Source organism: Tenacibaculum sp. AWR4_210, from assembly GCF_056160945.1.
Genome location: NZ_JBSWYF010000001.1, coordinates 698,882 through 722,387, shown reverse-complemented (window position 1 = coordinate 722,387; position 23,506 = coordinate 698,882). Strand labels below are relative to the sequence as shown.

Genomic DNA, 23,506 nt, shown 5'->3' with positions numbered 1-23,506 from the left:
TAAAAATGGTTTAAATTTAGTTTTTGGTTAAAAATTTATATCATTTTAACATAGTTTGATAAAAAATACAAAAAAGAGCTAACTTTGTTGGAAATCAACAACACAATTAATATTTATCAAAACATTTACGTACAATGAACATCAAAAAAGTTCTCGTAGCTAACCGTGGAGAAATCGCCATTCGAGTATTCAGGGCTTGTTATGAAATTGGTATCAAAACAGTAGGGATTTACACTTTTGAAGACCGCTATTCACTCCATCGTTACAAAGCGGACGAATGCTATCAGGTAGGAGCGGACAACGATCCGTTAAAGCCGTATTTAAACATGGATGCAATTATAAAGGTTGCCAAAGAGACCGGAGCAGATGCGATTCATCCAGGATATGGTTTCCTCTCTGAAAATGCTGAATTTGCCCAGAAATGTGAGGATCATGGAATCATCTTTATCGGACCCAAAGTGTCAGTTTTGAAGGCTCTTGGTGACAAAATCACAGCAAAGCAAGTAGCTGTTGATAATCAGGTGCCTATTATTCAAAGCAATGCCCAAAGTTTGACTTCAGTAGCGGTTGCTCTTGAAGAAGCGGTCAGAATTGGCTACCCTGTTATGCTCAAGGCTGCCTCTGGAGGAGGAGGAAGAGGAATGCGCGTGATTCGAAATGACGAGATGCTTCGCAAAGCCTTTCCTGAAGCGCAACGAGAATCGTTAAATGCATTCGGAGACGATACCTTGTTTTTAGAAAAGTACATAGAAAATCCAAAGCATATAGAAATCCAAATCGTAGCTGATGCACACGGGAATATGGTACATCTTTATGAACGTGATTGTTCGGTTCAAAGACGCTATCAAAAAGTGGTAGAAATTGCTCCTTCAATTAACTTAGATACCGCGATTACAGAACGCTTATACGATTATGCCTTGTCTATTTGTAAAGCGGTAGATTATAACAATATTGGAACTGTAGAGTTTTTGGTGGATCAAGACGGAAGCATTTATTTTATCGAGGTCAACCCTAGAATTCAGGTAGAACACACGGTTACTGAAATGGTAACCAATATAGATTTGGTTAAAACACAGCTATTCATAGCTGGAGGCTACAAATTAGCAGACAAACAAATTAAAATTCCAAATCAAGCATCGGTAAAGGTAGTTGGTCATGCCTTGCAATGCAGGGTTACCACGGAAGATCCAGCTAACGATTTTAAACCTGATTACGGAACGGTAACAACCTACCGTAGTGCTTCTGGTTTTGGAATTCGTTTGGATGCGGGAAGTATTTATCAAGGAGTGAAAATTTCACCATTTTTTGATTCGATGCTCGTAAAGGTATCTGCGCGAAGTAGAACTTTTGATGGTGCCTGTCGAAAAATGGTCCGAGCTTTGGGGGAATTCAGAGTCCGAGGCGTAAAGACAAATATTCCGTTTTTAGACAATATATTAAAACACGAAACCTTCCGAAAAGGCGAGGTAACGGTGAACTTTATAAAGGAACACCCTGAGTTATTCAAGCTCAGAAAATCGAGGAACAGAGCAAATAAAATAATTAACTATTTGGGTGAGGTGATCGTAAACGGGAATCCCGATGTCAAGGTGGTGAACCCGAATCACAAATTTAGCACGCCTATAGTTCCTTCATTTCCGCTCCTAGACAAGCATCCTAAAGGAACGAAAGACCTTTTGACAGAGCTCGGACCCGAAGGTTTTTCAAAGTGGTTGCGCAGTGAAAAGAAAGTTCATTTTACAGATACCACCATGCGCGATGCACATCAGAGTTTGTTGGCGACGCGAATGCGAACTGTTGATATGCTAAAAGTGGCAGAGGGCTACAGTAAGAATCATCCGGAAATTTTTAGTATGGAAGTTTGGGGAGGAGCAACTTTTGACGTGTGTCTCCGATTTTTACAAGAAAATCCTTGGGAACGACTGGCACTTCTGAGAAAAGCAATGCCCAACGTACTTTTGCAAATGTTGATTCGAGGGTCAAACGGAGTAGGATACACAGCTTATCCAGATAATTTGATTGAGAAGTTTGTCGAAAAATCTTGGGAAACTGGAGTAGATGTTTTTAGAATTTTTGATTCGTTGAATTGGATGAAATCGATCGCTCCTTGTATTAGTCACGTACGAAATAAAACGAATGGATTGGCAGAAGCGTCGCTCTGCTATACAGGAGATATTTTAAATCCTTCAAAAACAAAGTACGACTTAAAGTACTATTTGCAACTGGCTAAAGACATTGAAAATGCAGGAGCGCATATTCTCGGTGTTAAAGATATGGCGGGCTTGTTAAAGCCTCAGGCGGCTTATGAACTAATCAGTGCCTTGAAATCAGAAATTTCGATTCCTATCCATCTGCATACCCACGATACTTCTTCCTTGCAATCGGCCACGTATATCAAGGCGATAGAAGCGGGAGTTGATGTGGTAGACGTAGCGTTAGGAGGACTGTCAGGTTTGACCTCGCAGCCTAACTTTAATGCATTGGTGGAGGTGTTGGCTCACCATGAGAGGGCGCCGCACTTCGATACGGAAAAACTCGCAGAATACTCCAACTATTGGGAGGCTGTAAGAGGTTATTACTACCCTTTTGAATCAGGCTTAAAATCGGGTACAGGAGCAGTGTATACCCACGAAATTCCCGGAGGGCAATATTCGAATTTAAAAGGACAGGCAATAGCTTTAGGCTTGGAAGATAAATTTAATGAAGTGACGAAGATGTACGGAGAGGTTAATCAACTTTTCGGTGATATCATCAAAGTGACGCCGAGTTCGAAAGTTGTGGGAGACATGGCCCAGTATATGATTACGAATAACTTGACGGTCCAAGAAGTTTTGGAACGTGGAGAAACAATTTCGTTCCCACAATCGGTGATTAACTTTTTTAAAGGAGATCTCGGACAACCTGTTGGAGGATTTCCTGAGAAATTGCAAAAGATTATCCTCAAAGGTGAAAAGCCTTATACAGACCGACCCAATGAACATTTAGCACCGATCGATTTTGAAAAGGAGTTCGACGTGTTTAAAAATCAATTTCAGACGGGAATTGACAGGGAATTGCAGCTCACGGATTTCTTATCCTATAAGTTGTACCCTAAAGTGTTTGTCGATGCTTTTAACAAGCATGAAAAATACGGAGATATCATGCAGCTGCCTACCAAGAACTTCTTTTTTGGTTTAGAGGAAGGAGAAGAAATTATGGTTGATATTGAGCCAGGAAAGCGCATTTTGATCTCATTGATACAAAAGAGTGCCGCCAATGAAGACGGAATGGTAGAGGTGTTTTTTAAAGTAAATGGTCAAATGAGATCGGTACTGATCAAAGATGAAACCATTGCGGTAGAAAAGATAGAGAACGTCAAGGCCTCTGAGGGTGATGAGAAGCAGATAGGTGCACCACTACAAGGTTTGTTGTCGAATGTATTGGTTAAGCCGGGCGAAAAAGTGCTGGAAAACCAACCCTTATTTGTCATTGAAGCCATGAAAATGGAGACGACAGTAACTTCGGTAAACTCGGGGGTCATCGCTAAAATTCAATTGGAGGCAGGGGCCTTGGTTGATGCCAACGATTTAGTTGTTGAATTGGCATAAGTTGAGTAGCTTGTTGTTTTGAAATCGTTGCAAAAAAGGTTACTTTCGCATCATACTAAAAACAAAAAGTAAAAATGGTTAAAGATTTATTTGAAAGAATCAAAGGAGATAAGGGACCGCTAGGGAAATGGGCTGATAAGGCTGAAGGTTATTACGTATTCCCAAAACTAGAAGGACCTATTTCTAACCGCATGTCTTTCAATGGAAAAAAAGTAATTACTTGGAGTATTAATGATTATTTAGGATTAGCAAATCATCCTGAAGTGTTAAAAGTTGATGGTGAATCGGCTGCGGAAGATGGTATGGCATATCCTATGGGGGCGCGTATGATGTCAGGTCATACAAAGTACCACGAGCAATTGGAACGCGAATGTGCTGAATTCGTGGGAAAAGAAGCTTCTTATTTAGTGAATTTTGGATACCAAGGAATGGTATCAGCAATCGATGCCTTAGTTTCTAAAGACGATATCATCGTTTACGATATGGATACTCATGCCTGTATTATTGACGGTGTGCGTTTGCACGCTGGAAAGCGCTTTGTATACCGTCACAACGATATTGAGAGTTGTGAGAAAAATTTGAAGAGAGCAACCAAGATGGCCGAAAAAACAGGTGGCGGAATTTTACTTGTTTCTGAAGGAGTTTTTGGAATGCGAGGAGAGCAAGGACGACTTGCCGAAATCGTTGCCCTCAAAGAAAAATACAACTTTAGATTGTTGGTAGATGATGCACATGGTTTTGGAACTCTTGGTGAAGGAGGACGTGGTACTGGATTTGAGCAAGGTGTTCAGGACGGTATTGACGTGTACTTCGCAACCTTCGCAAAGTCGATGGCAGGAATAGGAGCCTTTTTTGCAGGTGATAAAGATGTGGTGCAATACCTACAGTACAACATGCGTTCTCAGATGTTTGCAAAGTCTTTACCAATGCCAATGGTGAAGGGAGCGTTAAAGCGTTTAGATATGATTCGTACGATGCCTGAGTTGAAAGATCGCTTATGGGAAATCACGGATGCCTTGCAATCGGGATTGAGAGCGGCCGGATTCGATTTGGGAACTACGCAAACCTGTATTACACCGGTGTACTTAAAAGGAGATATTCCAGAGGCGATGGCTATGGTACATGACTTACGTGAAAATCACGGGGTGTTCTGTTCTATTGTAGTCTATCCTGTGATTCCAAAAGGATTGATTATCCTGAGGTTGATTCCAACTGCGAGACATACCGTAGAAGATGTAAACGAAACAATTGAGGCCTTTTCAGCAATTCGAGAGAAATTAGAAAACGGAACCTATAAAAAAGCAGCTGCCCTGTTAATGGCAGAATAAGCATACAGGAAAGAAAAAAGCTCGGATATTTTCCGAGCTTTTTTTTTATGATGAATATGACGTGTTAAAACTTTATACCAACACCAAAACCGATGAGTAAAGGGTTGATTTTAACAGCAGCAGGTACTGTTGCAACACCGGCATTTACCGTAACATCAGTTTCTAGGTTTACGTACTTTGCATCTACGTTTAAAAACCAGGTATCGTCTAAATCGTAATCAAATCCTACCTGAAAAGCATAGCCAAAAGAGTTTTTGTAACTGACATCCACTACGGCTCCGGGGTTGCTGTTGTAAAACAACGTATAATTACCACCTGCACCTACATACGGACGGAAGCTGTTGAAATTGAAATGGTATTGAGCTAATAGGGTCGGAGGCAATAGCCATACATGTCCTAAATCGACATTTCCTAAAGCGGTATTTACGGCTTGTACTTGGTGTTTACTCGTTCCGAGAATCAACTCCACAGCGATGTTTTCAGTAAAGAAATAGCTAAAATCGAGTTCTGGAATAACATTGTTGCTAATAGCTACATCACCTCCAATAGTACCGATGGTAGCCGATTCGTTCGGAACCACAGTCACCCAGCGAAAACGCGCTTGCCATTTTTTGTCTTTTTTGGTGTCTTCTTGCGCGTATAATGATGAAAAACAAACGAGTAGTAGTGCTAAACTGGTAAAAACTTTTTTCATAAGTTCTATTTTTAAATTATCTTTAAGTTCTAGACAAAATTACTGGGAGAAAAGACCTTAAAAAATGATGAAAATCATAGTTTAGCAATTTTTTATTTACCTTAAATTAATGAGTATATTTGCTTTTAATTATGCAAAAGAACATCAATATACAGAATAAAAAAGCTCGGTTTGAATACGAGATTTTAGATAAATATACAGCGGGTATCCAATTGACAGGTACAGAGATTAAATCGATTCGTTTAAGCAAGGCTAGAATTACGGAAAGTTTTTGTGAATTTAATGAGCGAGGAGAGCTTTTTGTAGTTAATATGTATATCGAAGAATACGCTTTTGGTCATCATTACAATCACAAGCCCAAAAGTGAACGTCGCTTGTTGTTAAACAAGAGAGAGTTGAAGAAATTGCATCGCGAAGTTGAAGCAAAGGGAAATACCATCGTTCCGTTGAAACTCTTTATCAATGAAAATGGATGGGCGAAACTCGATATTGCGTTGGCAAGAGGTAAAAAAACACACGATAAAAGACAAACGATGAAAGATCGCGATAACAAACGCGATTTGGCTAGACTAAAAAAGAGTTTTAATTAATGAGCTTGAACTTTTTCAAAATAATACATTGGAAAAAACTACTGTACATTGTTTTAGTACAATTTTTGTTCAAGATTTGTTTTTTACACGATCAGGGCTTTGAGACACGCTTGTCGTTTTGGCTTTTTGGTCTGTTGTCCTTGGCGACAGTATTTACCTTGGCCTCGGGGTATTTGACCAGCTATTCGGTGCGTAAGTACCATCAAAAACATTTAAAATATACCGTTAAAAGAGCTATAGGCGCGGCAGTACTTTCTGTACTAGCGGCACTCGCTCTGTGTACATTTGTATCGCTGCAAATACAAGAGCCTTTATACGTACTCATAGGAATCGTCGCGGTAATCTTAGTCAATGTATATTCTATATACGTGACAAAAAAAACGTTTTTTAGTAATATTATTAACGCTTTCGTAAAAACGATAAGCGTACTTACCGTATGGTGGTTTGATACTCCTGTAGGTTTAAACGAAGAACAATGGGATGTGTATTTTAAGTTACAACTGATAGCGATGTTTTATGTTTCAGTGTCTTTTTTAGGAAATATCGTCCGAGAAACGGTTAGAGATATTGTCAATATCAATCACGATTACACCTATGCCCATAAAACGATTCCCATAGTTTTGGGAAGAAAAAGAGCTAAGAATATAGCCTTAATTATTGCATTTATAGCGAGTTTAATAGTGTTTGCTTTTGCGATAGTTTTTATCAAAAATAAATTTATACTTACCACTATTTTACTATTGGGAACCTTTCCTGAAATGTATTTCATTTATCACCTACTCAACGCCAGAACACAGCGAGAATTTCAGTTTCTGTTAAAAATATCGGCTGTATTGTACGCATTGGCGTTGTTAAGTGTTCCTGTAGTAGCCTATTATTTTAGATATGTCATTTAATAATTTAAAAGATTACCAGCTGATACTGGCTTCGGGATCACCGCGAAGACAACAGCTACTCCGTGATTTGGACATCGATTTTGTCGTCGATGTCAGACCGGTTGATGAGGTGTATCCGGCTACCCTAAAAGGTGCCGAGATTACAGAATTCCTCGCAAAATTAAAATCGGAGTCCTTCGCAACAAACTGTTCAGAAAAGGATATTGTCATTACCTCTGATACCATTGTTTGGTTGGCTGATGAAGCCCTGGGGAAACCCAAAGATTTTAAAGAAGCGGAAAACATGCTCTTAAAATTGTCAGGAAAAGAGCACGAAGTAATTACTTCGGTATGCTTGCGAAGGGGAAATCAGCTCACTGTTTTTAGTGATACCGTGCGCGTTTTCTTTAAAACACTGACACTCGATGAAATCCATTACTACATAAATACGTACAAACCATACGATAAAGCAGGAGCTTACGGTATTCAAGAGTGGATTGGAAAAATAGGAATTGACAAGATTGAAGGGAGCTATTTTACAGTGATGGGCTTTCCCGTTCATAAACTTTATAAAGAATTAAAAAAAATATAACTCGGGTGTGCATTAAAAGTTTATTTTTGACCCGTATTTACAACACATACTAATGAAGAAATATACGTATACAGAGAAGAAAGATACCCGTTCAGGATTTGGAGATGGGTTAACAGAATTAGGTAAAACGAACCCGGATGTCGTTGCCTTATGTGCCGATTTAACAGGGTCGTTGAAAATGAATGACTTTGCGAACAATCATCCAGAGCGTTTTTACCAGGTAGGAATCGCCGAGGCTAACATGATGGGGATCGCAGCTGGTTTAACGATTGGAGGAAAAATTCCTTTTACTGGAACGTTTGCGAACTTTTCAACAGGTCGTGTATACGATCAAATTCGTCAGTCAATTGCCTACTCTGATAAAAACGTGAAAATTTGTGCTTCTCACGCCGGATTAACTTTAGGAGAAGACGGTGCTACCCATCAAATTTTAGAAGATATTGGATTGATGAAAATGCTACCTGGAATGACCGTTATCAATACTTGTGATTACAGTCAAACCAAAGAGGCTACCAAAGCAATTGCTGCACACGAAGGTCCAGTTTATTTAAGATTTGGACGTCCAAAGGTGCCTGTATTCATGACGGATATGCCGTTTGAAATCGGGAAAGCGATTCAATTGACTGAAGGAACCGATGTAACTATAGTAGCTACTGGTCATTTAGTTTGGGAGGCATTACAGGCTGCCGAGCAATTGGAAGCTAAAGGTATTTCTGCTGAAGTAATCAATATTCATACTATTAAGCCATTAGATGAAGAAGCGATTTTAGAGTCTGTGGCAAAAACAGGGTGTATCGTAACTGCTGAAGAACACAATAAGTTCGGAGGTCTTGGAGAAAGCGTTGCACGTTGTTTAGCAACCAACAATCCAACACCACAAGAATTCGTTGCTGTAAACGATAGTTTCGGGGAATCGGCAACTCCTGCAGAGCTTATGGAGAAGTACGGATTGAATGATGTTGCCATCGTTGCTGCTGTTGAGAAAGTAATAAGCAGAAAATAATTTGTTGAACCTCGCGTTCTACTATAGAAATTTAAAAAGCAAAACGATTATGAAAAAATTTGCATTAGCGTTAATAGCATTAGTCGCTTTTATTCAAACTTCACAAGGGCAAATCGCCTTTGGTATAAAGGGAGGAATTAACTACAACTCGGATTCGTTCCGTGAAGTATCGACCGATATTTTGGAAGGTGCTAAAAGTAGAACAGGTTTTCATGCGGGGATTTGGACTCGAATCAAGATTCCTGTAATTGGTTTGTACGTGCGTCCAGAATTGGTGTATACCAATTTGAAAAGTGAATACAAAGCAAAGGGAAGTAATACGATGGCTACCTATAACTTTCAGAAAATCGATATTCCTGTATTGTTGGGAAAACGCTTTCTTAAGGTAGCACATGTATTTGCAGGTCCTTCTTTTCAGTATGTAATTAATGGAGATTTTAATTTACAAACCCTAGGAAATGTCGTTACAGAAGCCGATGGTTTAACTGTGGGATTACAAATGGGGGCTGGTGTTGAATTGGGTAAAATAGGTTTGGATGTACGTTGGGAACGCGCTTTTTCTGATGTAGAGTCTAAGTTTATTAGCGGAAGCAATACAGAACGATTTGATACGAGAGTAAATCAAATAATTGTAGGATTATCGTACAGATTTTAAGAGACGGTTCTCCAAAGATCATAAAAAAAACCGAGTGTTTCGAAACACTCGGTTTTTTTGTTTATTATGACTTCTTCTGATGTGCCAGCCATTCGTCATAGCTGTGCTCGTGCTTAAAGCGTTTGTGTGACCATAAATAATATCCAGGTTGTTTGCGAATCGCCATTTCTGTCAGTCGTAAGTATTCATCGATAACATCAAAATTCTGATAGCTCTTAGGTTCGTCTGTTATCAAGGTCAACTCGGCTTCGTAATAACCTCTTTTAACCTTTTCAACAGAGTAGTTTACCACCGCAAAATTGAACTTTTTAGAAAGGGTTGCGGCTCCTGTGTGTACTGGTACTTTAATTCCAAAGAACTCGGTCCAATACGTGGCGCGCAACAACATAGGAGACTGATCGCTGAGTAGGAGGTACAATCCCGTTTTATTAGCTTTGTAATTCTTGAACATTGTTTTTACGGTATCTTCTGATTTTACAGTAATCACACCAAAGCGTGAACGCATATTTTTGACTACTTTATCAAAATACGGGTTGGCCAATTTTGTATACGATGCATAAACCGGAGGATCTAAGGCCAACGGAATACTAAAAAACCACTCCCAATTGGCTTGATGCGCACCAACCAAGGCAATGCTTCTGCCTTCAGCTGCTAAATTATTTACTAATTCAGGGTTTTTAAATCGATATCTTTTGGCAATTTCTTTTTTGCTGATGGTCAGTGATTTGACACTCTCCATCATTATGTCTAAGAAATGACTAAAAAACTTTTTACAAAGTCTGTCAATTTCTTCGTTGGGCTTTTCCGGGAAAGCCTTTCTTAAATTGTCCTTAACAACCGTTTTTCGATATCCTATGAGGTAGTAAAGTATGTAAAATAAAAAGTCTGAAAAGACATATAGCACCCGTAAAGGCAGCATTGATAAGCACCAGAGTATTGGGTAGCTTATGAGGTATACTATAAAATTCATCTGTCTGATTTAGCTTGCAAATATCGGGTTTTATCAAATAAGATAAAAGTGAGAACTCTAAATACTCTGCAGAAAGTGCGTTCTAGTAGAGCCCAATCAGAAAAACAAAAGTTTTGGAAAATAGTTAAAATTGTTTTTTTTCTGTTTTTAACGAAAAAAAGGTGATAATCAGTGTTTTTCCTGAGAAAAAACTGAGTTATATGGCTATCTTTGAGTAAAAATAAGAAATTAGTGATCCCCCCGTATTTATCATTCTAATTTTAGTGAGAGCTCTCCAATTAATTTTTAATTGGGGAGTTTTTACTTTTCAGGCAACCTTTTTTAAATTGCAATCGTCTATATAAGTGTAAGCAACAAAAGCTAAAGCGAATTGAAAGTAATAGCCCTTCATAAAACCACGAGTTCATTGTTAGCGAAAGCTGTGAAAAAAGACAGAGAAGCGCAGCAACAAATTTTTGAACTATACGCTCCTAAAATGTTAGGGGTGTGCAGACAGTACGTAAAAGATATGCACCACGCCGAAGAAATGATGCTGTCAGGGTTTTTAAAAGTATTTACCCACCTAGCGAAATTCAAAAACGAAGGAAGTTTTGAGGGATGGATACGTAAAATAATGGTGAATACCTGTCTTACGCACTTAAAAAAGAAACGTGTTTTTGAGTATACTGATGACGAGTACCAATTTGTGGAGAGTGCAACCGACAATTTGGAAGGTACCCATGTAGAAGATATTCAACGTTTGATAGATGGGCTGCCCGAAGGATACAAAGTGGTTTTTAATTTGTACGCTATTGAAGGGTATAAGCATGCTGAAATTGCTGATAGGTTAGGAATCTCTATCAGCACATCCAAATCCCAATTGTTTAAGGCTAGAAAGTTGTTGCAAACAAATTATGTTAAATTGAATACACTTAAAGAAGATGGAAAATAATAAGGAGTTTGATCAGTTGATAAAGCGTCAGTTTTCTGATCGAGAGCTAACGCCTTCCAATTCTGCTTGGGAACGAATGGTGTCTAAGTTAGAGGAAGAAGAGCAGCAAACAGCAAAACGCCGCAATTGGAGATGGCTAAACATAGCGGCAGCAGTAGTAGTACTCTTCAGTGTAGCCTTGTGGTTTACCGCTGCTGAGAAGCCCCTTTCACACCCAGAAGAAATGGCCGAAACTTCCATTGATTCAACGAAGACAAGAGAGAAGGATTCTAACAAGGAACAGCTACATCAGAAGTCTGCTCCGCAATTGGCTAAAAATTCGACAACTATTGCCATGACGAAAAGGATAAAAGCATCCTCTGATAGGAAGTCGAAAGATGAGAAGACTGTACTCGTAACGCAAGTTGAAGCGGATAGCCGCTTGTTAAAAGAGGTTGGAAAAATGACACCTTTGGAAGAAGTGACTGCCCCCGTAACAGCAGTTGCAGAAAATAGGGACCATCAACTTAATACCTCTAAAGAGCATAGTACCGTAAATAAGACGTTAAAACAGCAATCAAGAATACAGGTGAGTGGAGATGACTTGTTGTATGCAGTGACGCATAATGCTGAAGAAGTAAAGCAATATTACATCGCACAACGCATGACGAGAAAAAGTATGCTCGACAGTATTCGTAAAGAATTTACAAAATTTAAATTGAACATTGATGCAGAAGAGTTCTTGGCGGCGGCTGAGGAGGAATTGATCAATGAAGAGTTTAAGGGGGATTTTTTGGATAAACTAAAAATTAAAATTTCAGACATCGCTGTTGCCGTAGCAGAGAGAAATAAATAAAAATAAAGGACTGTGTATTCTCCAGTCTATTTACAAAACATTTAATACTAATTATTATGATAAGAATACTATTAATACTAGTGTTGTTAAGCACGACTATGGTTTTTTCTCAAGAAAAGACCTTTGAAAAAGAAGTAAAGAAAATATCGAAAACCATCGATAAAATTACGAAAACCCAGAAAGATTCACTCAAAGAAAAGGTGCGCCTCATCAATGCAGCTTTGGCCGAAGAAAAAATTACTCCAGGAGAAGCGAAAAAACAAAAGAAACAAGCAGCTGAGTATCACGCCAAAGAAATTGCTCGTAAAGTTGGGATTCAGGAGTACAAATTGCAGCAACTCGTACAAGATAAAACTGATGGTAAAATTGCGAGCTCTGACGATGATGCCTTCACGGTGAGTTTTTTTGAAAAGGATTTTGTAGTTTTTGAAACCAACAGAAGGAAAAAGAAATTTCGAGGCCAAAGAGACAAGCGTACAACCACTCAAATAGTGTTTGCAATGGGGGTGAATAATGTGTTGGAAAATAATCAATTGAGTAGTTTAAACGATTCGAAATACAAGTTTTGGCAGTCCCATTTTTACGAAATTGGTTTTACGTTTAAAACGCGTATGTCCAAATTACCATCAAAGACGTATTTTAAATATGGATTGTCTTTTTTGTGGAACAATTTACGTGCAAAAAACAATCAATACCACATATTACAACCGAACTCTCTCGGTCTACAAGTGCATGGTCGTCCCTTGTCGGAAAGCAGATTGCGACACGTACAAATGACTTTTCCGATGCATTTAGAGTTCGATTTTACGGATAATAAAGTGTTGTCAGATAAACGAGTGATTGATGATACGCACGATGCCTTGCGTATTGGAATTGGAGGATTTTTCGGATTTAAACTCGGAACGAGGCAGTATTTAGAGTATGTTAATGCCGAAGGCATTCGCGTTGAAGAAGTGCAAAAAGGAGATTTTAATATGAATACCATCAACTACGGTTTGAGTACGTATGTCGCTTATCAAGGCATAGGACTCTATGTTAAATACGATTTAAATCCACTGTTTAAAAACTCAAAAACTCGAAATATAGCTATGGGAGTCCGTTTGGATATCAATTAAATAGCGTTTAAAAAATAGTTAAATATCAGAGAGGGAACTGTTAAAATATTTTAGAGGCATTTGTTATTTTTAGGGTATCAATAAAATCAAATGAACATGAGAAAAATTTTAACAGTTTTCTTTTTTTTTACCTGGTTCGGGCTTTTTTCCCAAGTGACCACTTCGAAAATTAAAGGAATTGTAACGGATACAGCGGGCGAACCGCTGTTTGGTGCCAATGTGCAAGTAAAACATCAACCAACAGGGACGGTTGCAGGAGCAATTGCTCAAGACAACGGTCGTTTTACCATTCCAAACTTACGCGTTGGAGGTCCCTATACGGTAACGATTAGTTATGTAGGATTTAAGAGTTTTGAAGTAGAAGCCGTGTTCTTGACACTCGGGAAAACTACGGAAATTAATGCTGTACTCGCTGAGGAAGGCATGGCTTTGGAAGAGGTCGTCATTTCGACATCTAGAAACAAAACATTTAACAGCGATCGCACAGGTGCACAGACAAGTGTGAGTGCCACCCAATTAAAAACCTTGCCGACTATTTCACGATCGGCGGCCGATTTTACGCGTTTGGAGCCCACAGCTAGTAATGGTTCCTTTGGAGGACGAAATGATCAGTTCAATAATTTCTCTTTAGACGGTTCGATCTTTAATAATCCTTTTGGTTTGGATGCAGCAACTCCAGGTGGTCAAACCGATTCACAGCCTGTTTCGCTAGATGCCATTGAGCAAATTTCCGTTGCCACGGCTCCTTATGATGTTACCTTGTCTGGTTTTACTGGAGCCTCTGTAAATGCCGTTACGAAAAGCGGAACCAATGAGTTTAAAGGAACAGTTTACGGATTTTTTAGAAATCAAGACATGACAGGAGGAGCGATTAAGGGCCAAGAGGTGGTAAAGCCTAAGTTGTCGCAAAGCCAGTACGGAGTGAGTATTGGAGGTCCACTAATAGAAGATACCTTGTTCTTTTTTGCAAATTTTGAAAAGGACGATCGAGAAGATCTCGGAACCAATGGATGGATTCCGAATAACGGAGACGGGGTAACAGCAGTAAATGAGTCTTCTGTTTTGGAGTCCGATTTAATTGCCGTGAGTTCAGCGTTGCGTGCCTTGGGATATGAAACAGGGGCGTATCGAGATTTTACATTTACTTCGGGATCAACCAAAGGGCTGTTTAAGCTGGACTGGAATCTGAATGCCAAGCATCGTATGGCCTTAGTATATAATTTTTTACGAGCGTCAAAAGAAAAGCCAGCACATCCGACAGCATTGGGTTTGAGAGGACCGAGTGCGAATATGTTGCAGTTTCAAAACTCGGGATATGAAATCAATAACAATATAGATTCCTTTTTATTGGAACTGAACTCGACGTTTAATGAAACGACGACTAATAAATTGCAAATAGGATATACCTATTTCGATGATTTTAGAAATCCCTTGTCAACTCCAGCTCCGGTGATAGCCATTCAAAACGGGGCCGGAAGTAATCATATTATTGCGGGGCACGAACCCTTTTCAATTAATAACAAATTAGATCAACGCGTGTGGCAGCTGACAAATAATATGAACTTTTTTAAAGGAGATCACACGTTTACGATAGGATTTTCTTTTGAAAAATTCATGTTTCAAAATTCCTTTAACCTGACCAATTACGAGTCGTTTAATTTCGGAATATTCCCGTATTACGGATTGTTTAATCCTTATCCAGATGTTGCGACTTTCTTGGCCAATGCGCAGCCGGGAGGCGTTGTAGCGCAGTATTTAGCTGCTACCCAACAGGCCTATGACCGATTTAATGCCAACGGAACTGGAAATGACGGAGGTTGGAAACTTTCGGAACTCAATGTAGGGCAATTGGCATTTTATATACAAGATGAATGGGAGCTTAATGAGGCGTTTAAACTGACGTATGGAATCCGCTTTGATAAACCTTTGTACTTTGATACAGCTTCTCTCGTTCAAAAGTTTATCGATACCGATAATGGTGCGACCAGAAATAATGCGATTCGATATTTTAATCCGAATACCGGCCAAGAAGTGAGCCTTAACTCGACAAAAATGCCGACAAATCAATGGTTGGTGTCGCCGAGACTCGGCTTTAATTGGAATGTGAACAAAGAAAATAAACTTCAAATCCGCGGAGGAACTGGAGTGTTTACAGGACGATTGCCCTTTGTTTGGTTAGGAAATCAGGTGAGTGGTGCAGACGATGGTTTTTTCCAGATAGTTGCACCTGACTTTAAATTCCCGCAGGTCTGGCGATCTAATTTGGGAGCCGATTATCGATTCGAGAATGGAGTGGTGTTCACAGCAGATGTGTCGTATACCAAAGATATTAATGGTGCGCACGTTCAGAATTGGGGACTTAGAACACCTACAGAGCGATTGACTGGAGTAGACAATCGCGAGTACTATACCAACAAAGGAAACAATGCCTATGTGTTCACCAATTCGGACAAAGGACGAGTGTACAACGCTTCGTTTAAGTTGACAAAGACGTTTGACAACGGTTTATACACCAATGTAGCTTACAGTTATTTGAATGCTAAAGATGTAAACTCTATCGAAGCTGAGATTACCGGTGATGCCTTTGCTTTTAATCCAGTAGTGGGCAATGCCAACACCGATGTGTTGAGTTATTCAAAGTACGGAGATACGCATCGAATTATAGGGGTTGCATCAAAAAAGTTCAGTTACGGAGGTGACAGATTTGCAACTACCATAACCGCTTTTTTTGAATATGCTCAAGGAGGGCGTTTTAATTATACTTACGGAGGAGATATCAATAATGACGGTTCCGCGGTCAACGATTTGTTATACATACCAACGACAACAGAACTCAATCAAATGCAGTTTACAACACCAGCACAGAGAACGGCTTTTGAATCGTTTTTACAGCAGGACGCGTATTTGAGTTCGAGAAGAGGGCAGTATGCCGAACGCTACGGTGCTTTGGCTCCTTGGCGTGGACGTTGGGATATCAAGGTGTTGCAAGACTTTAAACTAAAGTTTACTGATAAGAAGGAACACACTATTCAATTGAGTATAGATATTTTGAACGTCGGGAATTTATTGAATTCTGATTGGGGAGTTGTACAAGTACCAACCAATGTACAGCCTTTAGGGGTGAGGTTCCCAGATGCAAATCCCGATCCAGCAGTTTACCAAGCTGATTATACCCAACAACCTATCTACAGTTTTGATTCGGAGCTAAAAGAAACTTTTAGTGCTGACAGTAGTTTATTGTCGCGATGGCAAATGCAATTGGGCTTGCGCTATATCTTTTAAATAAAAAAATCCAGAGCTTAGCTCTGGATTTTCTTTTTATAGTATGTAGCAAATGGCTTAGGCAAATTTTTGACCTACCTTTTCAGCGATTCCTACGATTACTTGGCTTGCTTTAACGATGCTTTCTGCAGGAACGTATTCGTAACGTCCGTGGAAATTATGTCCTCCAGCAAAGATGTTTGGACAAGGGAGTCCTTTGTAAGAAAGCTGTGAACCGTCAGTTCCACCTCGTATAGGCTTGATGATAGGTGTAATACCCATATCATTCATAACTTCCTCTGCGATATCTACGATATGCATTACCGGAGTCACCTTTTCTTTCATATTAAAGTATTGATCCTTGATTTGAACCTCTATGAGTTCTTTTCCTAAGTGCTCATTCATTTCCTTAGCAACGTTTAGCATGAACTCCTTGCGTTGTTGAAACAAATCCATATCGTGGTCGCGGATAATATAGTGGAGTGTAGTACTTTCTACAGCTCCTTCCATGTGGTGTAAGTGGAAAAATCCTTCGTAGCCTGTAGTGCGCTCAGGTACTTCTTCTTTAGGGAGTTTGCTGATAAACTCACTGGCAATAGTCATAGAGTTAACCATTTTACCTTTAGCGTACCCAGGGTGAACAATTTTACCTTGTATATGTACTTTAGCACCAGCGGCATTGAAGTTTTCGTATTCCAATTCACCAATTTGACTACCGTCCATGGTATACGCCCATTCAGCGCCAAATTTTTCAACATCAAACATGTGTGCTCCTTTCCCCACTTCTTCGTCTGGAGTGAAGCAGATACGTATTTTTCCGTGTTTAATTTGAGGATTTTGAAGTAGGTACTCCATAGCTGAAACGATTTCAGTGACTCCAGCCTTATCATCAGCACCTAAAAGAGTAGTTCCGTCAGTGGTGATGATCGTTTGTCCTTTGTATTGCAATAAATCGTCAAAATAACTCGGAGAAAGAACGATGTTCTCTTCAGCGTTTAAAACGATGTCTTGACCGTCGTAGTTTTCATGAATTTGAGGTTTGACATTGGCACCTGTAAAATCAGGGCTCGTGTCTATATGTGCTACAAATCCAATGGTCGGAACCTCATAGCCTAAATTGCTAGGCAAGGTAGCCATTAAATAACAGTTTTCGTCAAGGGTAACCTCTGACATCCCGATATCTTTGAGTTCCTGTTCTAAGATACGTGCTAGGTCCCATTGTTTTTCCGTACTAGGAAATGCAGGGTTGTTCGGATCACTTTCTGTATCTACAGTTACGTACTTGATAAATCTGTCTATAATATGCTGTTTGTTCATGTGTCTAAATTTAGGCTTCAAAAATACTTATACGATTTGAAATACTTGCTATACTGGAACTATAAATTACTTGAATTTGCAGGGGAAACTTAAATTTTATGGTGAAATTACAAGGTTTTAATTTTTTTAATCAGTTGAACACTTTTACAAAGGCGCTCATCGACGAGAGAATCACCGTAAATTTCAACTTTCGAATGGAGAAGCGCTTCTTCTGAAGGTTTGTGAAAAATGTTCAGGATGGTATAAGGGTAAGCGCCTTTTTTACCTTTTGCCAAGGTGTAATAGGCAGGGCTGTCATCAATGGTAAATCGCTTTGTTTTGACTTCTTTAAAGCCCATTTTCTTATTGTCACTGCTAATTTTGTCCGAAAACTTGCTGTCAATAGGAGTGCTATTGTTTAAAAAACTAATATCCATAAGGATGGAGTTTTGTAAACTAATAGTGGTATCTGCAACGAGGAGTGATGACAAACCCTCTTCGTCGTATAAACTCGTCTTCCAATGTTGAGGAATGACTATGCTAAACTTGTTGTTAAAATCCCGTACAGTTTTTTGTTTGCTGATAATTTTATAACCACTGCAATTAAAATCTTGGTCTAGGGTATGGTTAGCACAGGACATTAATAAAAAGAGTCCGAGAATTCGTAGGGGGTATTTAATCATTACTGTTGGTTTTAGTTTTGTAATATGCGATAAGCAAATCTACGACATAATCGTAAGATTCAATTCCGTGGGTTTGATTGTTGGCCTTGAGATAGCTACTGTATCCTTTCTTAAGGAGGGGTTCTATGGGGTTCTTAAAGCTGTTCCAGTGCAAATGGGTTTGGTAATAATCTTTTCGAATTCCCATACGCAAGGTCGACCTCAGATGTGCGGCCTCTTGTGGCATTCGTTTGTACATTTCATCAATGCAGTAGCGATAGGCCATGCGGTAACCTGCGTATTGAAAATAGAGGTCTTTATGGTGAATTGTGGCCAAAAATCCTAGGAAGTTGGCATCGTTCTCCGCGGCCCAACCCAATTGATGTGCCATTTCATGGCAGGTGGTTGCGGCGTATCCGTTTAAGGGAATTTGGTAATTTACCTGCGCCTCACCAGTAATTGGATTGAAGTAGCCCGCAGTACCACCGTAAGAATGGAACAAGCTAACTAAAGAACTTTTTATAGAGCGATGATGGTATTCTAACTGAGGATAGGTATTGGCTAACACAGCAAATCCTTCCGGAGCCATTTTGTAAATAGTAGCTCTGGAATACGGAACTTTTACGACCGCAGTGTCAGAGGCCGTTAACTGGAAGTGACGGCTGTTGAGTTCGTAAATGATGCGTTCGGTAGTTTGTAGCAGCGCCTGGTCACTATAGGCTTCTTGCTGTAATTTTAGGCGCTCGGCCATAGGAGCTCTGAAGTAATTTAACCCCCAAAAAGTGTAAAAAAGAAAGTGGACTACCGATAAATAGCTGATAAATTTCAAGGATATTGGAATGAAATTTGTAAATTTAGTTCTGATGAGTTGCACGGTGCTTTTTAAGAAATAGAAAGCGAGCACAAACCCGATCACATCTCCCACAGAAAACGGTATCCAGCCTAATAAATAGCGCAGCGTTTCTGATAAAAACGGATAAAAAGATTGGCTGTAATGAGTTTCAATCCATTCAGTTTGCCCACTCAAATAGCGAATAAAGACTATTTGAATAGGTAGAAAGAGGCAGAGGAATAGGGTTGTTTTACTGTATTTCATAGCTTCAAAAATAAGAAACATACTAGGTTATCAACAAGTTAATAACATTTTTGTTTACAGGATTTGTGTAAAAAGAAAGTTGGGAGGAAACCGAGCAAATATCATCATAAAAATTTACTTTTGTCACCATGGAGAAAATGCAATCGGTACGGGGAACCAAAATAGATAAATCTAGAATCATAAGTTTAGAAAAAGGAAAGCTGCCACCTCAAGCTTTAGAGCTGGAAGAGGCGGTGTTAGGTGCGATGATGATTGATAAGAAAGGTATTGATACTGTTATTGATATCTTGCATCCGGAAGCATTTTACGATAAAAGGCATCAAGAAATCTACGAGGCCATTTACATGCTGTTCCAAAATTCGGAGCCTATTGATTTATTATCTGTTTCAAACCAATTAAAAAAGAACGCCAAACTCGAACTCGTAGGAGGTGACTTTTATTTGATCGGCTTGACGCAAAAGGTGGCCTCTTCGGCACATATTGAATTTCATTCGCGAATTATTCTCCAAAAATACATCCAGCGTAAGTTGATTAGCATTTCTTCGGAAATCATTGAAAATGCCTATGATGAAACCATGGATGTGTTTGATTTACTCGACGACGCCGAAGGGAAACTGTTCGAAGTAACCCAAGGAAACTTGAAAAAAGGAGCGGAACGAGCAGACTCTTTAGTACAACAGTCGATTACTAAGATTCAAGAAATTTCAACCAAGGAAGGAATGAGTGGTTTGGCAACAGGTTTTACCAAACTCGATGCCTTGACTTCGGGTTGGCAACCTACGGACCTTATTATTATTGCGGCTCGTCCGGGTATGGGAAAAACGGCTTTCGTAATTTCGATGGCAAAAAACATGGCTATTGAATTTAATCATGCCGTAGCAATTTTCTCACTAGAGATGTCATCGGTACAGTTGATTACGCGTATGATATCATCGGAAACAGGTTTGACTTCTGAGAAATTGCGTAAAGGAAACCTAGAGCCCCATGAATGGGAGCAGTTAAATGTCAAGGTAAAACGCTTGTCTGACGCTCCTATCTTTATCGATGATACACCGGCGCTTTCAATTTTTGATTTACGTGCAAAAGCGCGACGTTTGGTGTCGCAACACAATGTCCGTATTTTGGTTATTGACTATTTGCAGTTAATGACAGCAGGAGGAACGGCAGGTAACCGAGAACAAGAAATCTCGACCATCTCTCGTAACTTGAAAGCCTTGGCAAAAGAATTAAATGTACCAGTGATTGCGCTTTCACAGTTGTCGCGTTCGGTAGAAACTCGTGGAGGTAGTAAACGTCCGTTACTATCGGATTTACGTGAATCTGGAGCAATTGAGCAGGATGCGGATATCGTATCTTTTATTTTCCGTCCAGAATACTACGGAATGACCGAATGGGATGATGATGATCATTCACCGTGTGAAGGACAGGGAGAATTTATCGTCGCTAAACACCGTAATGGTGGTCTTGACAACATACGATTGAAATTTACCGGACACCTCGCCAAATTCTCGGATCTGGAAGAAGGCTTTAGCAGTGAATTCCAATCGAGTATGAACTCTGGCTTTAATGACGAAATAAGCTCAGGGAATTTTGCCTCACCAGAAGATGCTTTCGGCCCTTCGGAAACTGGAGGTGGAGGAATGGACGATGTTCCTTTTTAAAATTGACAAATGCGTTAAAATAAATACAAATACACAATTATATCTTATAATTGTGTATTTTAGTTTTTAATGATGAAGAACCTACTTATTTTATGTGTACTTTTTGTTCTGGGAGTTCAAAGTGCCTTTGCTGATTTCTTGTACATTCCAATGAGTCACGACAATCAAAAAAACCACTTAAAAGCCTATGGAATCGTGTACTTCGCTCTCGAAAAAGGAGTGAAAGCGAAATGGTTATTGAACTATGACGGAGGGGCATTTTTAATGGAGAATGAGGCGAGCTTGGAAAAGGAGTGTAAAATTCGTGGGGTGAGTTACCAGTTGATTAGCGCTGCAAAAGCGCAGCTTATTTTAGAAGAAATTAGTTCGCCTGCCAAAAATCAAGAGGCAGTACCCTTGGAGAAAGCTCCGAAGATAGCAGTGTATTCACCTAAAGATAAAATGCCTTGGGACGATGCTGTAACGATGGTATTGACCTATGCAGAAATTCCTTTTGACGTGGTGTATGATGAAGATGTATTGAATGACAAACTGCTAATGTACGAATGGTTGCACCTACATCACGAGGATTTTACCGGGCAATACGGTCGTTTTTACGGCGCCTATCGCACGGCACCTTGGTATGTACAGCAAAAAAAAGATGCTGAGGCTTTGGCAAAAAAACTTGGCTACACCAAGGTATCTCATGAAAAGGGAGCAGTGGCGAAAAAAATTAGAGACTACGTAATAGGAGGAGGATTCATGTTTGCCATGTGTTCGGCTACAGATAGCTTTGACATAGCCCTTGCAGCGGATGGTGTTGATATTTGTGAAACGATGTTTGACGGAGATCCTTCAGAACCTAATTATCAAGCGAAAATTGATTTTCAAAACACCTTTGCTTTTACCAACTTTGAATTGGTACGCAACCCGATGACGTATGAGTTTTCTTCGATTGATATGACTCGTAAAAGACGGATCAACAAAGAAACGGATTACTTTACACTCGGAGAATTTTCTGCAAAGTGGGATCAGGTCCCCACCATGTTAACCCAAAACCATACGCAATTAATTAAAGGTTTTATGGGGCAGACTACGGCTTTTGACCCCGCCAATGTAAAACCTACTGTGATGGTGTTAGGAGAGAGTAAGCACAACAGAGAAGCGCGGTACATACACGGAACCAAGGGGAAAGGAATGTTTACTTTTTACGGTGGTCACGATCCGGAGGACTACCAACATCGCGTTGGAGATCCGAAAACAGAACTCGATTTACACCCGACTTCACCGGGATACCGTTTGATACTCAACAATGTGTTGTTCCCGGCAGCGAAAAAGAAAAAGCAAAAAACCTAAGGACTACTAAGGTCTTAAAAGTGGGGCCTTGTTGCGACGGAAAAGAAAAGAAAAAAGTAATTGCGCTATAAGCGATAATCACTTACATTTGTCGCTTAAAACAAAAACAAGAATGCCAACAACACAACAACTTCAAGATTTCACACAACAAGTTCGAAGAGATATTGTTCGAATGGTTCACGCTGTAAGTTCAGGACACCCAGGAGGTTCATTAGGATGTGCAGAATTTTTTACCTGTTTGTATCAAGAGATTATGGATTACTCTACAGATTTTGATATGAATGGAAAGAACGAAGATTTGTTTTTCTTATCTAACGGACACATTTCTCCAGTGTATTACAGTACTTTGGCTCGTAGTGGTTTCTTTCCTGTAGCGGAATTGGCTACGTTTAGAAAATTAGACACGCGTTTGCAAGGACACCCTACAACACACGAAGATTTGCCAGGAGTACGTATTGCTTCCGGATCTTTGGGGCAGGGGATGAGTGTTGCTATTGGAGCTGCGGAAGCTAAAAAGCTTAACGGTGATGACAAAACTGTGTACTCATTACACGGAGATGGAGAAATTCAAGAAGGTCAAATTTGGGAAGCAGCAATGTATGCATCTGCAAAAAAAGTAGACAATTTAATCGCAACGATTGATGTTAACGAAAAGCAAATTGACGGTACTACAGACGAGGTTTTAGCAATGGGAAGCATCAAAGCAAAATTTGAAGCTTTTGGTTGGGATGTTGTTGAAATTCAAAAAGGAAATGACGTAGAATCAATTTTGGCTGGAATGGCTGAAGCGAAGTCAAAAACAGGTAATGGTAAACCAATTTGTGTATTGTTATATACAGAAATGGGGAATGGTATCGACTTTATGATGCACACCCATGCTTGGCACGGAAAAGCTCCTAATGATGAGCAGTTAGAAAGTGCTTTAGCTCAAAATCCTGAAACTTTAGGAGATTACTAGAATAAAATACTGAGATAGAAACCGTTGTGAAAACAACGGTTTTTTTTATGATAAATTTTACA

The 23,506-nt window shown here is 39.6% G+C and carries 19 protein-coding genes; 14 read left to right on the top strand and 5 right to left on the bottom strand.

Features of this window, described 5'->3' with window-relative positions:
* The first annotated feature begins 134 nt into the window (after positions 1-134).
* Both ACXAG7_RS03180 and capB read left to right on the top strand, forming a co-directional pair.
* The gene (locus ACXAG7_RS03180) at positions 135-3,587 is read left to right on the top strand and encodes a pyruvate carboxylase (RefSeq protein ID WP_476665936.1); all 3,453 of its coding nucleotides are present in this window, start codon (positions 135-137) and stop codon (positions 3,585-3,587) included.
* 74 nt (positions 3,588-3,661) lie between these two features.
* On the top strand, positions 3,662-4,915 hold the full coding sequence (gene capB / locus ACXAG7_RS03175; RefSeq protein WP_408044093.1) for a cysteate-C-fatty acyltransferase: 1,254 nt from the start codon (positions 3,662-3,664) through the stop codon (positions 4,913-4,915).
* A 64-nt stretch (positions 4,916-4,979) separates the two neighbouring features.
* Here the strand turns inward: capB and ACXAG7_RS03170 are convergent, their stop codons facing one another.
* On the bottom strand, positions 4,980-5,609 hold the full coding sequence (locus ACXAG7_RS03170) for an OmpW/AlkL family protein (RefSeq protein ID WP_476665935.1): 630 nt from the start codon (positions 5,607-5,609) through the stop codon (positions 4,980-4,982).
* A 131-nt stretch (positions 5,610-5,740) separates the two neighbouring features.
* On the opposite strand from ACXAG7_RS03170, the gene smpB reads away from it, so the two are divergent.
* Genes smpB through ACXAG7_RS03145 form a run of 5 tightly spaced genes read left to right on the top strand, consistent with a single transcriptional unit; the run spans position 5,741 to position 9,324 of the window.
* Positions 5,741-6,199, top strand: coding sequence for an SsrA-binding protein SmpB (smpB, locus tag ACXAG7_RS03165; RefSeq protein ID WP_408044091.1), 459 nt, complete (start codon positions 5,741-5,743; stop codon positions 6,197-6,199).
* The gene (locus tag ACXAG7_RS03160) at positions 6,199-7,095 is read left to right on the top strand and encodes a UbiA family prenyltransferase (protein ID WP_476665934.1); all 897 of its coding nucleotides are present in this window, start codon (positions 6,199-6,201) and stop codon (positions 7,093-7,095) included. The genes smpB and ACXAG7_RS03160 overlap by 1 nt, the downstream gene beginning before the upstream one ends.
* Positions 7,085-7,666, top strand: a complete 582-nt coding sequence (locus ACXAG7_RS03155) for a Maf family nucleotide pyrophosphatase (protein ID WP_476665933.1) — start codon at positions 7,085-7,087, stop codon at positions 7,664-7,666. Before ACXAG7_RS03160 ends, ACXAG7_RS03155 begins: the two co-directional genes overlap by 11 nt.
* A gap of 52 nt (positions 7,667-7,718) precedes the next feature.
* Positions 7,719-8,669: a transketolase family protein gene (locus tag ACXAG7_RS03150; RefSeq protein WP_476665932.1), complete on the top strand. Its 951-nt coding sequence runs from the start codon at positions 7,719-7,721 to the stop codon at positions 8,667-8,669.
* Between the two features lie 49 nt (positions 8,670-8,718).
* Complete coding sequence (locus tag ACXAG7_RS03145) at positions 8,719-9,324, top strand: porin family protein (RefSeq protein ID WP_408044087.1); 606 nt, start codon at positions 8,719-8,721, stop codon at positions 9,322-9,324.
* A gap of 64 nt (positions 9,325-9,388) precedes the next feature.
* Here the strand turns inward: ACXAG7_RS03145 and ACXAG7_RS03140 are convergent, their stop codons facing one another.
* On the bottom strand, positions 9,389-10,294 hold the full coding sequence (locus ACXAG7_RS03140) for a lysophospholipid acyltransferase family protein (RefSeq protein WP_476665931.1): 906 nt from the start codon (positions 10,292-10,294) through the stop codon (positions 9,389-9,391).
* A 370-nt stretch (positions 10,295-10,664) separates the two neighbouring features.
* On the opposite strand from ACXAG7_RS03140, the gene ACXAG7_RS03135 reads away from it, so the two are divergent.
* The 4 genes from ACXAG7_RS03135 to ACXAG7_RS03120 all read left to right on the top strand — a co-directional run bounded on the left by ACXAG7_RS03135 (position 10,665) and on the right by ACXAG7_RS03120 (position 16,457).
* The gene (locus tag ACXAG7_RS03135; RefSeq protein ID WP_476665930.1) at positions 10,665-11,225 is read left to right on the top strand and encodes an RNA polymerase sigma factor; all 561 of its coding nucleotides are present in this window, start codon (positions 10,665-10,667) and stop codon (positions 11,223-11,225) included.
* The gene (locus ACXAG7_RS03130) at positions 11,215-12,060 is read left to right on the top strand and encodes a hypothetical protein (protein ID WP_476665929.1); all 846 of its coding nucleotides are present in this window, start codon (positions 11,215-11,217) and stop codon (positions 12,058-12,060) included. Before ACXAG7_RS03135 ends, ACXAG7_RS03130 begins: the two co-directional genes overlap by 11 nt.
* 56 nt (positions 12,061-12,116) lie before the next feature.
* Entirely contained in the window at positions 12,117-13,175 is a 1,059-nt protein-coding gene (locus ACXAG7_RS03125; protein ID WP_476665928.1) for a hypothetical protein, read from the top strand.
* A gap of 90 nt (positions 13,176-13,265) precedes the next feature.
* Positions 13,266-16,457: a TonB-dependent receptor gene (locus tag ACXAG7_RS03120; RefSeq protein WP_476665927.1), complete on the top strand. Its 3,192-nt coding sequence runs from the start codon at positions 13,266-13,268 to the stop codon at positions 16,455-16,457.
* A 57-nt stretch (positions 16,458-16,514) separates the two neighbouring features.
* Here the strand turns inward: ACXAG7_RS03120 and pepT are convergent, their stop codons facing one another.
* The 3 genes from pepT to ACXAG7_RS03105 form a co-directional block, all read right to left on the bottom strand.
* Positions 16,515-17,753: a peptidase T gene (gene pepT, locus ACXAG7_RS03115; protein WP_476665926.1), complete on the bottom strand. Its 1,239-nt coding sequence runs from the start codon at positions 17,751-17,753 to the stop codon at positions 16,515-16,517.
* Positions 17,754-17,860: 107 nt separating this feature from the next.
* Positions 17,861-18,415: a hypothetical protein gene (locus ACXAG7_RS03110; protein WP_408044080.1), complete on the bottom strand. Its 555-nt coding sequence runs from the start codon at positions 18,413-18,415 to the stop codon at positions 17,861-17,863.
* Positions 18,408-19,490: a DUF3810 domain-containing protein gene (locus tag ACXAG7_RS03105; RefSeq protein ID WP_476665925.1), complete on the bottom strand. Its 1,083-nt coding sequence runs from the start codon at positions 19,488-19,490 to the stop codon at positions 18,408-18,410. The genes ACXAG7_RS03110 and ACXAG7_RS03105 overlap by 8 nt, the downstream gene beginning before the upstream one ends.
* A 128-nt stretch (positions 19,491-19,618) precedes the next feature.
* On the opposite strand from ACXAG7_RS03105, the gene dnaB reads away from it, so the two are divergent.
* The 3 genes from dnaB to ACXAG7_RS03090 all read left to right on the top strand — a co-directional run bounded on the left by dnaB (position 19,619) and on the right by ACXAG7_RS03090 (position 23,444).
* A complete protein-coding gene (gene dnaB, locus ACXAG7_RS03100; protein ID WP_408044078.1) occupies positions 19,619-21,151 on the top strand; it encodes a replicative DNA helicase in 1,533 nt (510 codons plus the stop codon).
* Between the two features lie 69 nt (positions 21,152-21,220).
* Positions 21,221-22,486: an asparagine synthetase B gene (locus ACXAG7_RS03095; protein WP_408044077.1), complete on the top strand. Its 1,266-nt coding sequence runs from the start codon at positions 21,221-21,223 to the stop codon at positions 22,484-22,486.
* 112 nt (positions 22,487-22,598) lie between these two features.
* Positions 22,599-23,444, top strand: a complete 846-nt coding sequence (locus ACXAG7_RS03090) for a transketolase (protein WP_408044076.1) — start codon at positions 22,599-22,601, stop codon at positions 23,442-23,444.
* Positions 23,445-23,506: the final 62 nt, after the last annotated feature.

Bases quoted from the DNA above. Each gene is read 5' to 3' on its own strand.
- ACXAG7_RS03180 (WP_476665936.1), top strand. From the start codon at position 135: ATGAACATCAAAAAAGTTCTCGTAGCTAACCGTGGAGAAATCGCCATT.
- capB (WP_408044093.1), top strand. From the start codon at position 3,662: ATGGTTAAAGATTTATTTGAAAGAATCAAAGGAGATAAGGGACCGCTA.
- ACXAG7_RS03170 (WP_476665935.1), bottom strand. From the start codon at position 5,609: ATGAAAAAAGTTTTTACCAGTTTAGCACTACTACTCGTTTGTTTTTCA.
- smpB (WP_408044091.1), top strand. From the start codon at position 5,741: ATGCAAAAGAACATCAATATACAGAATAAAAAAGCTCGGTTTGAATAC.
- ACXAG7_RS03160 (WP_476665934.1), top strand. From the start codon at position 6,199: ATGAGCTTGAACTTTTTCAAAATAATACATTGGAAAAAACTACTGTAC.
- ACXAG7_RS03155 (WP_476665933.1), top strand. From the start codon at position 7,085: ATGTCATTTAATAATTTAAAAGATTACCAGCTGATACTGGCTTCGGGA.
- ACXAG7_RS03150 (WP_476665932.1), top strand. From the start codon at position 7,719: ATGAAGAAATATACGTATACAGAGAAGAAAGATACCCGTTCAGGATTT.
- ACXAG7_RS03145 (WP_408044087.1), top strand. From the start codon at position 8,719: ATGAAAAAATTTGCATTAGCGTTAATAGCATTAGTCGCTTTTATTCAA.
- ACXAG7_RS03140 (WP_476665931.1), bottom strand. From the start codon at position 10,294: ATGAATTTTATAGTATACCTCATAAGCTACCCAATACTCTGGTGCTTA.
- ACXAG7_RS03130 (WP_476665929.1), top strand. From the start codon at position 11,215: ATGGAAAATAATAAGGAGTTTGATCAGTTGATAAAGCGTCAGTTTTCT.
- ACXAG7_RS03125 (WP_476665928.1), top strand. From the start codon at position 12,117: ATGATAAGAATACTATTAATACTAGTGTTGTTAAGCACGACTATGGTT.
- ACXAG7_RS03120 (WP_476665927.1), top strand. From the start codon at position 13,266: ATGAACATGAGAAAAATTTTAACAGTTTTCTTTTTTTTTACCTGGTTC.
- pepT (WP_476665926.1), bottom strand. From the start codon at position 17,753: ATGAACAAACAGCATATTATAGACAGATTTATCAAGTACGTAACTGTA.
- ACXAG7_RS03110 (WP_408044080.1), bottom strand. From the start codon at position 18,415: ATGATTAAATACCCCCTACGAATTCTCGGACTCTTTTTATTAATGTCC.
- ACXAG7_RS03105 (WP_476665925.1), bottom strand. From the start codon at position 19,490: ATGAAATACAGTAAAACAACCCTATTCCTCTGCCTCTTTCTACCTATT.
- dnaB (WP_408044078.1), top strand. From the start codon at position 19,619: ATGGAGAAAATGCAATCGGTACGGGGAACCAAAATAGATAAATCTAGA.
- ACXAG7_RS03095 (WP_408044077.1), top strand. From the start codon at position 21,221: ATGATGAAGAACCTACTTATTTTATGTGTACTTTTTGTTCTGGGAGTT.
- ACXAG7_RS03090 (WP_408044076.1), top strand. From the start codon at position 22,599: ATGCCAACAACACAACAACTTCAAGATTTCACACAACAAGTTCGAAGA.